Origin of the sequence: Leucobacter edaphi, from assembly GCF_016522535.1 — a bacterium.
Lineage (GTDB): Bacteria > Actinomycetota > Actinomycetes > Actinomycetales > Microbacteriaceae > Leucobacter > Leucobacter edaphi.
On sequence record NZ_JAEHOI010000002.1, the window covers coordinates 648,182 to 663,508 of the forward strand.

The following is a 15,327-nucleotide window of genomic DNA, read 5'->3' on the forward strand; positions in this document are numbered from 1 at the left end:
CGTAGTTGAGACTGGACACATGCGACTCGACACGGAACGACTGCGGCTGGTGCATCGCCTGCACGGCGGCCTGTCCCTGCTGGTCGCACTCACGCTCCTCACGCTCAGCTTGGGCGGTCTGATCACGACGCGGACGGCAGTCATCGCCTTTCTCTCGATCGAGTTGCCGCTCCTCGCGGTCTTCGTGGTCCTCACCGTCATCCGGTTTCGCCGCGCGACGCTGGGCGCAGGGCGAGGCGAGATCCTCGATCGCTGGGGGCGCGAAGAACCGCTGATCCGGCCGGCGCTCACCGAGCTGCGCGCATTCCACGCGCTCGGGCTCGCCGCGCGGCGCAGGAAGATGCTCGGCCCCGGCGCGGTCCCGTTCGGGTATAGCCGGGGGAGCAGCACCTTCCCGCTCGTTCTCGTCGGCCTGAGTGTTGGCGAGCTGGTGATCGTGCACGTGCTCGTTCCGTGGCCCTGGTTGCGTCTCGCGCTGGCACTCCTGACCGTGTGGGGCGTGCTGTTCGTCTTGGGGCTCCTGGCGTCCCGTCGCGTTCACCCGCACTTCATCGCTCAGGATCGCCTCCACCTCCGCTGGGGTCACGAGACCGTGCTCGCGACGCCGCTCGACAACATCGCCTCGGCCGTACCGCTCGCGAATCACGCGCACACCCAGCCAGCGGTCGCCGAGGATCGCCTGATCCTCACGCAATTCCAGAGCACGAATGTGCGGCTCCGGTTCACTGAGCCGGTCCCCGCGGCCGCGCCCGTCGCACGGAAGCAGCGTCCGGAGGGGTTCCGCGCAGCGGAGGTCGAGCTGTTCGTCGACGACCCCGAGGCGTTCCTCGCGGCGGTGCGGTCCCGAGAGCAGCAGCGACCGGGGGAGTCGCAGCGACCGGGACAGCCGCAGCGCTCGGAGGAGCCGCAGCTCCCGGAGGAGCCGCAGCGGTGAGCGCCCGCGATGCACCGACCGGACCCGCGAGCGTCCTGCGCACGCGCGACGTTGCAGCGCTCGCCGGTACGACGCCCCGCGCCCTCCGGCACTATCACCGCATCGGTCTGCTCCCGGAGGCGCCGCGCGACGCGAACGGATATCGCAGATACTCCGCGGCCGACCTGGTGCGCGTCCTCAGAATTCGTGAACTCGCCGCCAGCGGGATGCCGCTTCGCGAGGTGGCTCGAGCCCTGGATCAGGATCCCTCGAGTCTGTCGCACCAGCTCGACGACCTCGAACGCGTGCTCGACGCGCAGGCGGAACGGATCGAGCGTCAGCGCGGACTCCTGCGGGAGCTACGGCGCACGCTCCACGGGCCGGCGCAGGCGTTGGGTAACCCCAGATCGGAGTGCGGATCAGGCGCCGGTCGCGAGTCGCAGACCGCGCAGCTCGACCGCGACGTGTGGCTGCTCGCGACCGGTACCGGCGCGATCGACAGCGCGACCGCCGCCCACTTCGAGGCGGCGGTCGCCCAGCAGTTCGCGGACCTTGGCGCCGCGCCGTCCTGGCTGCAGGAGTTCGCTGCCCTGGAGGGCGAGCCGACCATCGACGCGCAGCGTGCGGACCACCTGGCCGGGGCGATCGCCGCATTCGCTGCCGAGCTGACGGCCGGGCACGACTTCGCGGGGGCGAGTGACGGCGCGCAGGTGCTCGACCTCGCCGCCGAGCTTCAGGGCGCGTCGCTGAGCGGGGCACAGCTGGAGGTCTGGAGGCGGTTTGAGGCCCTGATCCGGCAGTGATCCGGCGGCCCGCATCGCCCGGATTCGACTGGCGAGCGGCGCGGGATCGGTCCGTGTCAGCCGCTGGCGATAGAATCGACGGGTTGTTGCTTCCGTCCCGAAGGAGTGTGCCCCAGTGGCCGATGGCTTCTCCCTGTTCACCGATCGCTCGATCGTCGCCATGCGCGTCAACGGCGAGCTCCGCGACCTCGCCGCAGAGGTGGCCGAGACCGACACGGTCGAGCCCGTCACGATCGACTCGGAAGACGGGCTGAACATCCTCCGCCATTCCGCGGCCCACGTGCTCGCGCAGGCCGTGCAGCGCATCAACCCCGAGACGAAGCTCGGGATCGGCCCGCCCATCACCGACGGCTTCTACTACGACTTCGATCCGGCCGAGCCCTTCACCCCGGAGGATCTGAAGAAGATCTCCTCCGAGATGCAGAAGATCGTGAAGCAGGGCCAGCGTTTCGTGCGCCGCGTCGTCTCTGAGGAGGAGGCGCGCGAGGAGCTCGCGAACGAGCCCTACAAGCTGGAGCTCATCGGCCTCAAGGGCGGCAGCACCGGCAGCGATAACGAGAACGTCGAGGTCGGCGGCGCCGAGCTCACCATCTACGACAACGTCGATCCGAAGACCGGCGAGGTCTGCTGGAAGGATCTCTGCCGCGGCCCGCACCTGCCGAGCACCCGCATGCTCGGCAATGGCTGGGCGCTCATGCGCAGCGCCGGCGCCTACTGGCGCGGCAGCGAGGCCAACCCGATGCTGCAGCGCATCTACGGCACCGCGTGGCCCACCAAGGACGAGCTCCGCGCCTACCAGACCCGGCTCGAGGAGGCCGCGAAGCGCGACCACCGCAAGCTCGGCGTCGAACTCGACCTCTTCAGCTTCCCCGACGAGATCGGTTCGGGCCTGGCCGTGTTCCACCCCAAGGGCGGAATCATCCGGCACGAGATCGAGAACTTCATGCGCACCGAACTACTGAAGAACGGCTACGAGGTCGTGAACAGCCCGCACATCACGAAGGGCACCCTCTTCGAGACGAGCCAGCACCTCAACTGGTACAAGGACGGCATGTTCCCGGCCATGCACCTCGACGAGGTGGTCGACGCAGACGGCAACGTCACCAAGCAGGGCCAGGACTACTACCTGAAGCCCATGAACTGCCCGTTCCACAACCTCATCTTCCGCGCCCGCGCGCGCTCCTATCGTGAGCTGCCGCTCCGCCTCGCCGAGTTCGGCACCGTGTACCGCTACGAGAAGAGCGGCACGCTCTCCGGCCTCACCCGCGTGCGCGGCCTCACCCAGGACGACGCGCACATCTACGTCACCGACGAGCAGGTGAAAGACGAGATCAAGCGCCAGCTCGACTTCGTCTTCGCCACGCTGCGCGCCTACGGCCTCAACGACTTCTACCTCGAGCTCTCCACGAGGGACCCGGAGAAGTCGGTCGGCACGGACGAGCAGTGGGCCATCGCGGAGCAGACCCTGCGCGAGGTCGGCGAGGAATCCGGTCTCGAACTCGTCGCCGATCCCGGCGGGGCCGCCTTCTACGGCCCCAAGATCTCCGTGCAGGCCCGCGACGCGATCGGCCGCACCTGGCAGCTCTCGACCGTGCAGCTCGACTTCAACCAGCCGGCGCTGTTCGAGCTCGAGTACGCCGCGGCCGACGGCACGCGCAAGCAGCCCGTCATGATCCACCGCGCGCTCCTCGGCTCGGTGGAACGCTTCTTCGCGATCCTGCTCGAGCACTACGCCGGCGCGTTCCCCGTGTGGCTGTCGCCCGTCCAGGTCGTGGGCATCCCCGTCGCAGACGAGTACGGCCCCTACCTCGACGGCGTCATCGCCAAGCTCCGCGAGCGCGGTGTCCGCGCCGAGGTCGATCACGCCGATGACCGCATGCCGAAGAAGATCCGCACGCACACCAAGGCGAAGATCCCGTTCCAGCTCATCGCCGGTGAGGACGATCGCGCGGCCGGCGCCGTCAGCTTCCGCTTCCGCGACGGCACGCAGCTCAACGGCGTTCCCGTCGACGAAGCGATCGAGCGCATCGTCGACGCAATCGCGTCGCACGAGCAGGTCAACACTGCCTGGGCCGACGCGGCAGCAGGGGAGTAGCGGGCACAGCCATGGAACGCGTGGAAAGCATCGCGGAGAGCGGAGCCGTCGGCGACCCCGACGGCCTGCAGCGACTCTGGGTGCCCCACCGGATGGTCTACGTCTCGGACCACACCCAGCCGGAGCGCCACGACTGCCCGTTCTGCGAGGCGCCGCGGCGCAGCGATGAGGACGCGCTCATCGTGCACCGGGGCCGCACCGCCTACGTGCTGCTCAACCTCTTCCCCTACAACAACGGGCACCTCCTCGTCTGCCCCTACCGCCACATCGGCGGCTACGACGAGGCGACGCCGGAGGAAGTGGCCGAGATAGGGGAACTGACCCAGCGCGCCATGCGCGTCGTGCGCGGCGCGATGGGATGCGATGGCTTCAACATCGGCATGAACCAGGGCGCCGTCGCCGGAGCGGGCGTCGCGGCGCACCTCCACCAGCACATCGTGCCGCGGTGGCAGTCCGACGCGAATTTCTTCCCGATCATCGCGAAAACCAAAGCGATGCCCCAGCTCCTCGGAGAGGTCCGCGAACTCCTCGCGACCGCGTGGGCCGACCCACCCGACGACGACGGGGGAGCCGAAGCGACGAACTGACCGCAGCGTCACCGCGCCGCATCGCCTCGCACCCGCCACCACTCGGCCGCCACCGCGCCGAACCCCACACTTTCCGCCGCTACACACAGAAGAAGGAGCTCCCGTGTCCGGACACTCCAAATGGGCCACGACCAAGCACAAGAAGGCCATCATCGACTCGCGCCGCGCGAAGGCCTTCGCCAAGTACATCAAGGTGATCGAGGTCGCCGCGCGCATCGGCGGCGCGGACCTGGCCGGCAACCCGGCACTCGCCGACGCCGTCCACAAGGCCAAGAAGAACTCGGTCCCCGGTGACAACATCGATCGCGCCATCAAGCGGGGCGCCGGCCTCACCGGTGACGCCGTCGAGTACACCACGATCATGTACGAGGGCTACGGCCCCAACGGCGTCGCCCTCATGATCGAGTGCCTCACCGACAACAAGAACCGCGCAGCGGCCGAGGTGCGCACCGCCCTCAGCCGCAACGGCGGCACGCTCGCCGATCCCGGCAGCGTCGCCTACAACTTCGCACGCAAGGGCGTCATCACCGTCCCCGCGGAGGGCACCACCGAGGACGATGTCCTGATGGCCGTCCTCGAGGCGGGGGCGGAAGAGGTCACGCCGACCCCGAACGGCGAGTCCTTCGAGGTCCTCACCGAGGCGAGCGACCTCGTCGCAGCGCGCACCGCGCTCGTCGACGCGGGAATCGACTACGACTCCGCCGATGCCGAATTCGTCCCGAACCTCAAGGTCGAGATCGACGCCGACACCGCCCGCAAGGTGTTCCGCCTGATCGACGCCCTCGAGGACTCCGACGACGTGCAGAACGTGTTCTCGAACTTCGACCTCACCGCGGACGTGCAGGCCGAGCTCGCGAACGACGAGTAATCCCGCACACCCAAACCGACACGCGACCCCACCCTCCGAAGAAGGACTCCAGGTGACCCGGATCATCGGTATCGACCCCGGGCTCACCCGACTCGGAATCGGGATCGTCACCGCGGGCGCCGGGCGGCGCATCGACTTCGAACACGTCGAGGTCATGCGCAGCCCGGCCACCGCGAGCACCCCCGAACGGCTGCTCCAGCTCGGATCGGGAATCCAGCGACTCCTCGACGGGGAGAAACCCGCAGGGATCGCGCTCGAACGCGTCTTCGCGCAGCAGAACCTCCCGAGCGTCATGGGGGTCGCCCAGATCAGCGGCGTCATCATGTATCTCGCGGAGCAGCGCGGCATCCCCGTCGCCCTCTACACCCCCAATGAGGTGAAAGCGCAGGTCACCGGCTACGGCGCGGCAGACAAAGCGCAGGTCACCACGATGGTGACCCGCCTCCTTCGCCTCGCGCAGCCGCCCAAACCGGCCGACGCCGCCGACGCGCTCGCGCTCGCCATCACGCACGCGTGGCACCTGGGCCGCGGCGGATCGGCCGATCGCAGCACGAGCGCGGCCCCCTCGGGCGAGACGCCAGCGCAGCGCGCCTGGCGCGAGGCCGAGGCCAAGGCCGGCCGCCGGCGCGGCCCTCGCTCCTGACCGTCCGAGGGCACCTGCGCTGCACCGCGGCTACGCGTCCGCGGCCGCGCCCGCTCCGGCCCAGCCGAACATTCCGACGGTCCCGCCTCTCGCTTTCCTTTCGCCCCTCAGAATTCGCGGAAAATGCCCCTGACCCGGGCTTTTTTGCCGCACCATTTCGTTCCGAGGGATAGAGTCAAGGGAGGGCGTTCCGACCGGATCGCCCCGACATGCGGGCCCCGCTCGAAGGCGATCCCGGAGCATTGCGTGGCTCCGCGCACTTTCGAGAAGGAGAGAACGATGAAGGCGGCACGCTTCCACGGCCCGAAGGACATCCGCATCGAAGAGATTCCGGAGCCCGAGCTCCGACCCGGCGCGGTGAAGATCGACGTGGCCTGGTGCGGCATCTGCGGCACGGACCTGCACGAGTACCTCGACGGCCCGATCTTCTGCCCGGCGCCCGGGCATCCCCACCCGCTCTCGCACGAGGAGTCCCCGGTCACACTGGGGCACGAGTTCTCCGGCACGGTGTCGGAGCTCGGCGAGGGCGTGGACGATCTCGCGGTCGGCGATCGCGTGGTCGTCGAACCGTACTTTGTGTGCGACGAATGCGGCCCCTGCAAGGCGGGCAACTACCACCTGTGCGTGAAGATGGGCTTCATCGGCCTCGCCGGCGGCGGTGGAGGCCTGAGCGAGAAGATCGTCGTGGATCGCCGCTGGGTGCACCCGGTCGGCGATATCCCGTTCGACCAGGCGGCGCTCATCGAGCCGCTGTCGGTCGCGCACCACGCCGTGCGCCGCTCGGATGCGGTCGCGGGCGACGTCGCACTCATCGGTGGCGCCGGACCGATCGGCCTGCTCGTGGCCGCGGTGCTGAAGGCCGAGGGCATCACGGTGATCATGAGCGAGCTCAGCGAGGCGAGGAAGCAGAGGGCGCTCGACACGGGCGTCGCCGATTACGTCGTGGATCCCTCGCGGGAAGACCTGATCGCGCGGGTGCTCGAGATCACCCAGGGCGTGGGAGCCGATGTCGCCTTCGAGTGCACGAGCGTCAACGTGGTGCTCAACCAGCTGTTCGACGCGGTGAAGCCGACCGGCGTCATCGTCAACGTCTCGATCTGGGGAAAGCCCGCTCAGCTCGACATGCAGAAGTTGGTGCTCAAGGAGATCGACCTGCGCGGCACGATCGCCTACGTGCGCGACCACGCCGCGACGATCAAGCTCGTGCAGGACGGCAAGGTGGATCTGGAGCCGTTCATCACCGGTCGGATCGCGCTCGAGAATCTCATCGATGAGGGATTCGACACGCTCATCAACCGCAACGAGACCGCGGTGAAGATCATCGTCCACCCGTAGTTTCGCGGTGACTGCGCGCTGCGGCGCGCGGGAGTGCGGCGGCCGGCTCGAATTGCTCGGGCCGGCCGCCGCTGCGCCGTGAACGGGCCCCGACGGGAAGAGCGGGGATCGCGGCTCCCGGAGGCACCCACCCGTTCGGTAAATTATTGACTTTCGTGAATAATTCACCCTAAGATCAGGGCATGTCCACGATCCAGACTCGGGCCGTCATTTCAGCGCTCCACCGTCTCGGCCACGCCAGCAACCTGGCGCTCCACGAGGAACTCGCGACCGAGCTTCCGGAGCTCTCGCTGACCTCACTGCACCGGATCACGGCCCGCCTCAGCGAGGCGGGGAAAATCGGCACGGTGCCCAGCGACGGCCGCACGATCGTGCTCGACGCCAGGCCGGAGCCGCACGATCACTTCGCGTGCGTGAGCTGCGGCGGCATCGTCGACATCGAGCTTCCCGCGGCAACGCTCGCGGCGATCCAGCAGCAGCTCGGCGCCCATCTCGCCGAGGCCGGACTCGTGGTCCGCGGCCGCTGCGCAGCCTGCCGAGAGGGCGACGCGCCCCTCGCAGCGACCTCGCTCCGGCAGCCGCCGGAGCGATCCGAGTAGGAGGTTCATCGTGAAGTTCGCACAGTTCATGGCTCACCCGTTCGGCCGCGGGATCAGGATCGTCGTCGGTGCGGCGCTGATCCTCGTCGCGGCGTTCGTCCTGTTCCCAGCCGGGCACCTCGCATGGGGCATCGTCGCCCTAGCGATCGGCCTGCTGTTCGCGACGGTCGGCGCGCTCAACGTGTGCCCGCTGGCGCTGCTCTTCGGCGGACCGTTCTCGGGGCGCGCGGCACTCGAGGCTGAGCGCGCCGAGCAGGCCTCGCGGGGCCAGGTCGCCGCGACCCGCTGAGGCGAGCGGGACGTCTCGCGTTTCGCCGCCGAACCCCGTGACGGGTGGGGCAGTGAAGCGCGAGAATCCCCGATCAGAGCGCGCTCGGCGGGCCTTCAGGGCCCCAGGAGCGCCACGGCCCGTGATCGCGGTCGCGGTCACGACCCCGAGCCGAATCCCCTGCGTCCGGGCCAGGGTCCTTCGTCGCGGGCGGCGTCCGGGGTTCCTCGTCCGCTGCGTCGTCGTCCTCCAGGTCGGCGAGGTCAGCGAGATCGAGCGACAGCGTGATCGCCCCGGTCTGGAGCGCCTCATCCACGGCCAGCTCGACCTGGCGCTGACGGCGCAGCCGGATCCGGCTGAGGGCTCGCTGTTCGGGGAGGCTCCAGCCGAAGCGAACGGCGAGCAGCCGGACCGCGGCGGTGACGACGACGCAGATCACGCCGGCGATCATCACCGGGACTCCGAAGGCGAGCAGCGCCGCCAGCACCCCGGTTCCCACGAGTGCGGCGACCGCGTAGAGCGAGCCGACGTGCATGAGCGCGATCGGGATGTTGAGCATCACGTCTCGGAGCACGCCGCCGCCGACGGCGGAGACCGTGCCGATGAAGAGCGCAGGAATCACCGGGAGGCCGTGCGCGAGCGCCTTGGTCGTGCCGATCGCGCCGAACATGCCGATGGAGAGCGCGTCGAGCACGGTCATCACCGGGTCCACGCGCTCGAAGACGCGCGGGATCGCCATGCCGATGAACGCGGCGGCCGTCGCGACCAGCAGGTACCAGTTGTGCGAGAAGGCGGCCGGGGTGACCCCGAGCAGGATGTCGCGGAGGAAGCCGCCGCCGATACCGGAGGCGACGCCGATGATCGCGACGCCGAGCAGATCGATCCTCTTGAACCCCGCCGCGAACAGGGCGCCCTGCAGACTGCCGACGCCAACGGCCACGAGGTCGATGGCGAGGGGGGTCTGGAAGGTCTCGTCGAGCATCCCTCCATTGTCCCGCACCGCGCGCTCGGGGTTCGCGGACGGCGTGATCCGGATCGAGGGAATGTCCCCGGTCTGCGGGATAATGCGAGCATGCCCCTCTACCGCGAAGTCGGCGTGGTGATTCGCACGCACAAGCTCGGCGAGGCCGATCGGATCGTCACCCTGCTGACCCGTGGCCGCGGGCTGCTGCGCGCCGTCGCGAAGGGCGTCCGCCGCACCTCGTCCAAGTTCGGCGCGCGGCTCGAGCCGTTCATGGTCGCGGATCTGCAGTGCTACGAGGGCCGCACGCTCGATACCATCACGCAGGCCGAAACCCTTGGGGCATACGGACCGGCGATCAGTTCCGACTACGACCGGTATCGCGCGGGCAACGTCATCGTCGAGACCGCGGAGCGCCTCGCAGAGGGCGACCCCTCAAGCGAGCTCTACGCCCTGCTCGTCGGTGCGCTGCGGACGCTCGCGGTGGGGAAGATCCCGCCGGATCTGGTGCGCGACGGCTATCTCCTCCGCGCGTTCTCGCTCGCCGGCTGGACCCCCGGCTTCGACGAGTGCGTGCGGTGCGGAGCGGCTGGTCCGCACACCGTGGTCGTCGTCCAGCTCGGCGGCGTGGTCTGCGAGGACTGCCGCACCCCCGGTTCGCCACGGCTCGATCCGGGCAGCATCGCCCTGCTCAGGAGCTTGCTCGCCGGGGACTGGGATGGGGCCCTCGCCTCGACCGAGCGCGAACGGGGCCAGGCGGCCGGGATCGCCGCGGCCTATGCCCAGTGGCACCTCGAGCGCGGCCTGCGCTCCTTCGGTGCGCGCCGCGACTAAGGCGTTCGGCACACCCCGGCCCGATACACTGAAACCCATGCGTTTCGCCCCCGATGCCCTGGTGCCCGTCGACTGGACCGGCGAGCACCCCCCGGCTTTTCGGGGCCCAGCACCGCAGCACGTCGCGATCGTGATGGACGGCAACGGACGGTGGGCCAATCAGCGCGGGCTCTCCCGCGTCGAGGGCCACCGGATGGGCGAGCAGGCGCTGCTCGACGTTGTCGCGGGTGCGATCCAGGCCGGCGTGAAGCACCTGAGCGTCTACGCGTTCTCGACCGAGAACTGGCGGCGCTCGCCCGACGAGGTCCGCTTCCTCATGGGCTTCAACCGCGACGTGCTCCGTCGCCGCCGCGCCCAGCTCGACGCGTGGAACGTGCGCATGCGCTGGGCCGGCCGCCGCCCGAAGCTGTGGGGGAGCGTGATCTCCGAGCTCAAGGCCTCCGAGCACGCGACCGCGCGCAACACGGGCCTCACGCTCACGATGTGCGTCAACTACGGCGGCCGGAACGAGCTGACCGACGCGGTCCGGGCGATCGCCGGGGAGGTCGAGGCCGGCAGGCTCTCGCCGAACGGCATCAGCGAGCGCACGATCGGCCGCTACCTCTACGTTCCGGAGCTCCCCGACGTCGACCTCTTTCTCCGCAGCTCGGGGGAGCAGCGCACGAGCAACTTCATGCTGTGGCAGTCCGCGTACGCCGAGATGGTCTTCCTCGACACGCTCTGGCCGGATTTCAGCAGGCAGGAGCTCTGGCGGGCGATCCAGATCTACGAGGATCGGGATCGGCGCTTCGGCGGGGCGACCGACGCCCCCAAGGCGAAGTAGCGCCCCACTTCTCCACAGTGCGGCCGCGCTGCCGGGGACCTCGGTCTGATCTGAGAGAATGTCAGGGATGACTTCCCAGACTCTCACCGATCCGCGCCTGCGCATCGGCCCACTGACACTCGACGTGCCGGTGGTCCTCGCGCCCATGGCGGGCATCACGAATACCGCGTTCCGGCGGCTCTGCCGCGAATACGGCGCAGGCCTCTACGTGAGCGAGATGATCACGAGCCGCGCGCTCGTCGAGCGCACCCCCGCGTCGCTGCGCCTGATCAAGCACCACGAGAGCGAAACCCCGCGCTCGATCCAGCTCTACGGCGTCGACCCGAAGACCGTCTCGGAGGCCGTGCGCTTCCTCGTCGACGAGGATCTCGCCGACCACATCGACCTCAACTTCGGCTGCCCGGTTCCGAAGGTCACGCGCAAGGGCGGCGGATCGGCGCTGCCGTGGAAGAGCGATCTGTTCCGCGCAATCGTGGAGGGCGCCGTGCAGGCGGCGGGGGAGATTCCTCTCACCATCAAGATGCGCAAGGGCATCGACGCCGATCACCTCACCTTTATCGACGCGGCGAAGGCCGCTGAGGGCGCGGGCGTCGCCGCGATCGCGCTGCACGGGCGAACGGCCAACGAGTTCTATTCCGGGCAAGCCGACTGGAGTTCGATCGCCACGCTCAAGGAGACGATCACGAGCGTGCCCATCCTCGGCAACGGAGATATCTGGTCCGCGGAGGACGCGATCCGGATGGTGCGGGAGACGGGCTGCGACGGCGTGGTCGTCGGCCGCGGCTGCCTCGGCCGTCCCTGGCTCTTCGGCGATCTCGCTGCGGCGTTCCGCGCCGAGGCCGGCGAGCTCTCCCGGGCGGACGCCGAGCGCGCAATCGCGCGCCCCGATCTGGGCTTTGTGATGCAGGCGATGCGGCGCCACACCGAGCTGCTCGTCGAGTTCTTCGACGGCGAGGAGGACCGCGCCTGCCGCGACATTCGCAAGCACGTCGCCTGGTACTACAAGGGGTACGGCGTCGGCGGCGACACTCGGCGTGCCCTCGCCGCCGTCGAATCGCTCGAGCAGATGGACGAGATCTTCGCCACGATGGACGGCACGATGCCGTACCCCGGCGAGGGCGCAGAGGGCCAGCGCGGCCGCGCCGGCAGCCCCAAGCGCGTACACCTCCCCGACGGCTGGCTGACGAGCCGCGAGAGCGCCAGCATCGACTACGCCGAACTGGCGGAGGCCGAGCGAGACGATTCCGGTGGCTGAGCCCGCGCTGCCCCCTGGCTACGGGCCCGCGGACGCCGAACGCTTCGTCCCCGAACAGCATCGCGGGTCCCGGAGCGACTTCGCGCGCGACCGCGCGCGCGTGATCCACTCGAGCGGCTGGCGGCGACTCGCCGCGAAAACCCAGGTCCTGAGCCCGACCGCGGGCATCGACTTCGCGCGCAACCGCCTCACGCACTCGCTCGAGGTCGCCCAGATCGGCCGCGAGCTCGCCTCGTCCCTCGACCTGGCCCAGGACGTCGTCGACACCGCGTGCCTCGCCCACGACCTCGGGCACCCGCCCTTCGGCCACAACGGCGAGAAGGCGCTCAACGAGTGGGCGGCGGACGCCGGCGGCTTCGAGGGCAACGCGCAGACCCTGCGCATCCTCGCCCGGCTCGAACCCAAGCACTTCGCACCCGACGGCGCGAGCGTCGGCCTCAATCTCACGCGCGCCACGCTCGACGCGAGCTGCAAGTACCCGTGGAGCCGCGCGGAAGCCCCCGCCGGGAGCGCGAAGTTCGGCTACTTCGCCGACGATGCGCCCGTGTTCGAGTGGCTCCGGCAGGGCGCCCCCGAGCGGCGCAAGTGCTCGGAAGCCCAGGTCATGGACCTCTCCGACGACATCGCCTACTCCGTGCACGACTTCGAGGACGCGATCGTGAGCGAGTACATCGACCCGGAGATCCTCACCTCGCGCACCGGTCACGACTCCCTGATCAGGGCTGTCGCGGACTGGGCGGACGGCGACGTCTCGAGCGATGAGCTGGCCGCAGCCTACGACCGCATCGCGCTCACCCCCACCTGGCTCGTCCGCTGGGACGGATCCCGCGGTCACCAGGCCCAGCTCAAGAACTTCACGAGCGACATGATCGGCCGCTTCGCGCGCGCGTCGATCGCCGCGACCCTCGAGTCCGCCGACGGCGCCCCGCTCGCACGCTACGGGGCCGACATCGTCGTTCCCGCCGAGATCCGCGCGGAGATCGCCGTCCTCAAGGGCATCGTTGCCGCGTTCGTCATGTCGAGCGGCCGCCGCCAGCCGACCTATCGCCGGCAGCGAGAACTGCTCATCGAGCTCCTCGACGCGCTCTGGGCCGCTGGACCCACCGCACTCGAGCCCGCGTTCGCTGCCGACTACCGCGCGGCAGACTCCGAGGCGGGGGCGAAGCGCGCCGTCGTCGACCAGGTCGCCTCGCTCACCGACCAGTCCGCGATCGCCTGGTACAAGGAGCACTGCGACGTCCCGCTCGTCTGAGCGGCGAGCCGGGTAGGATCGAGAGCTATGGCGGGTCGGATCAAGGCGAGTGATATCGAGGAGGTCAAGCGCCGTACCAATCTCGCCGATCTCGTCGGCGACTACGTCACCCTCAAGAGCGCCGGTGTCGACTCGATGAAGGGCCTCTGTCCCTTCCACGACGAGCGCAGCCCCAGCTTCCACGTGCGGCCAGCGCTCGGCTACTACCACTGCTTCGGCTGCGGGGAATCCGGTGATGCGTTCACCTTCCTGCAGCGCATGGACCACCTCACCTTCGCGGAGTCGGTCGAGCGTCTCGCGGCCCGCATCCACTACGTCCTCAGCTACGAGGAGGGCGGCTTCCAACGCGAGGAGGGCCCGAACCGCGCCAGGCTCCTCGCCGCGAACCAGGCCGCCGCCGCCTACTTCGTCTCCCAGCTCGCGAGCGAGGAGGGCGCGTTCGCGCGCGACTTCCTCACCCAGCGCGGCTTCGACGCCGCCGCCTGCGAGCGCTTCGGCGTCGGCTACGCGCCGCGCGGCTGGGACGGCCTCACCGGCCACCTCCGGCAGCAGGGCTACGCCCCCGCCGAGCTCGCCCAGGCCGGGCTCGTCTCCGAGGGGCAGCGCGGCGTCTACGACCGCTTCCGCGGCCGAGTCGTGTGGCCGATCCGCGACACGAGCGGTCAGACGCTCGGCTTCGGCGCGCGCAAGCTGTACGACGACGATCAGGGCCCGAAATACCTGAACACCCCGGAGTCACCGGTGTATCACAAGGCGCAGGTGCTCTACGGCCTCGACCTCGCGAAGCGCGCGATCTCCCGCGGACGCCGCGCCGTCGTCGTCGAGGGCTACACGGACGTCATGGCCTGCCACCTCGCGGGCATCGACACCGCGGTCGCCACCTGCGGCACCGCATTCGGCAAGGACCACATCTCGATCCTGCGTCGCATCATGGGCGACGACTCGGCCGCAGAGGTCATCTTCACCTTCGACCCCGATGAGGCGGGCCAGAAGGCGGCCCTCCGCGCGTTCAGCGAGGAGAAGCGCTTCACCGCTCAGACGTACGTCGCCGTCGCTCCCGACGACTTCGACCCGAGCGACCTCCGGCTGCACCGCGGCGACGAGGCCGTGAGGGAGCTGTTCACGCGCAAGGTTCCGCTCTTCGAATTCGCCCTCCGCCAGGCGATCTCCCGCTTCGACCTCAACAGCGTCGCAGGCCGCGTGTCGGCGCTGCGGGAGGCGGCCCCGATCATCGCGGAGATTAAGGATCCCTCGCTGCGTCCCGGCTACACGCGGGAGCTCGCGCGCATGCTCGGCTCGGAGCTCGGAGAGGTCCAGCAGGCGGTGCGGGCGGCCGGATCGCGCCAGCAGGCTCCGTCGGGGGATCCGCGTGGCGGGCGACGCGGCGCTCCCTCCCGGGGCGGTCCCCAGGGGAACACCCGTTTCGCTGGCGGCGTCCCCGGGCGCTCGGGCTCCGGCGGGACGGCAGCCCCCTTTGGCGCCCCCGGCGCTGATCCGCGCGCCGAACAGGACTTCCTTCACGAAGGCGACGCCGCACCGCAGGCCCCTCGGATCACGATGTCGTCAATCAGGCTCAACGCCACGACGCTTCTCGAGCGGGACGCACTCATGGCGATGATCCAGCAGGGGGCCAGGATCGGCGACTTCCTCATGCAGCAGGCGGTCACGGCGCAGATGTCCGAGCCGAATCTGATCGTCGTGCGGGACGCGGTTGGCGCGGCGCTGCCGGCGCTTGGGACCGACGCCTGGCTGCAGGCGATCCTGGACGCCGCCCCGGAAACACACAGCGACCTGGTGCGGGGGCTCGCCGTCGCTCCGATGCCCGAGCGTCGCGCCGAGCAGCTCGACGCCTACTCGCGTGACGTGGTCATTTCCCTCCTGGACCGGGATCTCGTCTCGCTGAAGCGCGAGCTCCTCGCGCGCCTGCAGCGCGTCGGTGATTCCACGGATCCCGCCTCGCGCCGCATTCAGGAGCAGCTCGTCGCGCTCGAATCTGCGCGCCGCGGTCTCCGGGAAGAATAGCCTCCCGCCGGGAATTCTCTGCGCACTCTATGAGCATGGAATGAGCGAACCTCCGCAAATTCCAGGCAT

14 protein-coding genes and 1 pseudogene are annotated in these 15,327 nt (G+C 69.6%); 14 read left to right on the forward strand and 1 reads right to left on the reverse strand.

Annotated features, from left to right (window positions below; translation table 11 throughout):
* Positions 1-19: 19 nt before the first annotated feature.
* The 9 genes from JD292_RS04335 to JD292_RS04375 all read left to right on the forward strand — a co-directional run bounded on the left by JD292_RS04335 (position 20) and on the right by JD292_RS04375 (position 8,132).
* A complete protein-coding gene (locus JD292_RS04335) occupies positions 20-934 on the forward strand; it encodes a hypothetical protein (protein WP_200131468.1) in 915 nt (304 codons plus the stop codon).
* Entirely contained in the window at positions 931-1,716 is a 786-nt protein-coding gene (locus JD292_RS04340) for a MerR family transcriptional regulator (protein WP_369411142.1), read from the forward strand. The genes JD292_RS04335 and JD292_RS04340 overlap by 4 nt, the downstream gene beginning before the upstream one ends.
* Positions 1,717-1,831: 115 nt before the next feature.
* Positions 1,832-3,811 (forward strand): threonine--tRNA ligase, encoded by a 1,980-nt coding sequence (gene thrS, locus JD292_RS04345; protein WP_200131469.1) that lies wholly within the window; start codon positions 1,832-1,834, stop codon positions 3,809-3,811.
* 11 nt (positions 3,812-3,822) lie between these two features.
* Positions 3,823-4,398, forward strand: a complete 576-nt coding sequence (locus JD292_RS04350) for an HIT family protein (RefSeq protein ID WP_200131470.1) — start codon at positions 3,823-3,825, stop codon at positions 4,396-4,398.
* Between the two features lie 103 nt (positions 4,399-4,501).
* A complete protein-coding gene (locus tag JD292_RS04355) occupies positions 4,502-5,266 on the forward strand; it encodes a YebC/PmpR family DNA-binding transcriptional regulator (RefSeq protein ID WP_200131471.1) in 765 nt (254 codons plus the stop codon).
* Positions 5,267-5,318: 52 nt separating this feature from the next.
* On the forward strand, positions 5,319-5,909 hold the full coding sequence (gene ruvC / locus JD292_RS04360; RefSeq protein WP_200131472.1) for a crossover junction endodeoxyribonuclease RuvC: 591 nt from the start codon (positions 5,319-5,321) through the stop codon (positions 5,907-5,909).
* Between the two features lie 279 nt (positions 5,910-6,188).
* Positions 6,189-7,244, forward strand: a complete 1,056-nt coding sequence (locus JD292_RS04365; RefSeq protein WP_200131473.1) for a 2,3-butanediol dehydrogenase — start codon at positions 6,189-6,191, stop codon at positions 7,242-7,244.
* Positions 7,245-7,426: 182 nt separating this feature from the next.
* A complete protein-coding gene (locus JD292_RS04370) occupies positions 7,427-7,843 on the forward strand; it encodes a Fur family transcriptional regulator (RefSeq protein ID WP_200131474.1) in 417 nt (138 codons plus the stop codon).
* A 10-nt stretch (positions 7,844-7,853) separates the two neighbouring features.
* Positions 7,854-8,132, forward strand: coding sequence for a YgaP family membrane protein (locus JD292_RS04375; RefSeq protein WP_200131475.1), 279 nt, complete (start codon positions 7,854-7,856; stop codon positions 8,130-8,132).
* Positions 8,133-8,460: 328 nt separating this feature from the next.
* Here JD292_RS04375 and JD292_RS04380 read toward each other — a convergent pair.
* Positions 8,461-9,093 (reverse strand): annotated as a pseudogene (locus tag JD292_RS04380) (trimeric intracellular cation channel family protein); the annotation flags it as partial.
* Between the two features lie 90 nt (positions 9,094-9,183).
* Here JD292_RS04380 and recO point away from each other — a divergent pair.
* The 5 genes from recO to dnaG all read left to right on the forward strand — a co-directional run bounded on the left by recO (position 9,184) and on the right by dnaG (position 15,258).
* Positions 9,184-9,906 (forward strand): DNA repair protein RecO, encoded by a 723-nt coding sequence (gene recO, locus JD292_RS04385; protein WP_200131476.1) that lies wholly within the window; start codon positions 9,184-9,186, stop codon positions 9,904-9,906.
* Positions 9,907-9,943: 37 nt separating this feature from the next.
* Positions 9,944-10,729: an isoprenyl transferase gene (locus tag JD292_RS04390; RefSeq protein ID WP_200131477.1), complete on the forward strand. Its 786-nt coding sequence runs from the start codon at positions 9,944-9,946 to the stop codon at positions 10,727-10,729.
* Positions 10,730-10,796: 67 nt separating this feature from the next.
* Positions 10,797-11,984, forward strand: a complete 1,188-nt coding sequence (gene dusB, locus JD292_RS04395) for a tRNA dihydrouridine synthase DusB (RefSeq protein ID WP_233613278.1) — start codon at positions 10,797-10,799, stop codon at positions 11,982-11,984.
* A complete protein-coding gene (locus JD292_RS04400) occupies positions 11,977-13,236 on the forward strand; it encodes a deoxyguanosinetriphosphate triphosphohydrolase (protein WP_200131479.1) in 1,260 nt (419 codons plus the stop codon). The genes dusB and JD292_RS04400 overlap by 8 nt, the downstream gene beginning before the upstream one ends.
* Before the next feature lie 27 nt (positions 13,237-13,263).
* On the forward strand, positions 13,264-15,258 hold the full coding sequence (gene dnaG / locus JD292_RS04405) for a DNA primase (RefSeq protein WP_200131480.1): 1,995 nt from the start codon (positions 13,264-13,266) through the stop codon (positions 15,256-15,258).
* Positions 15,259-15,327 lie beyond the last annotated feature (69 nt).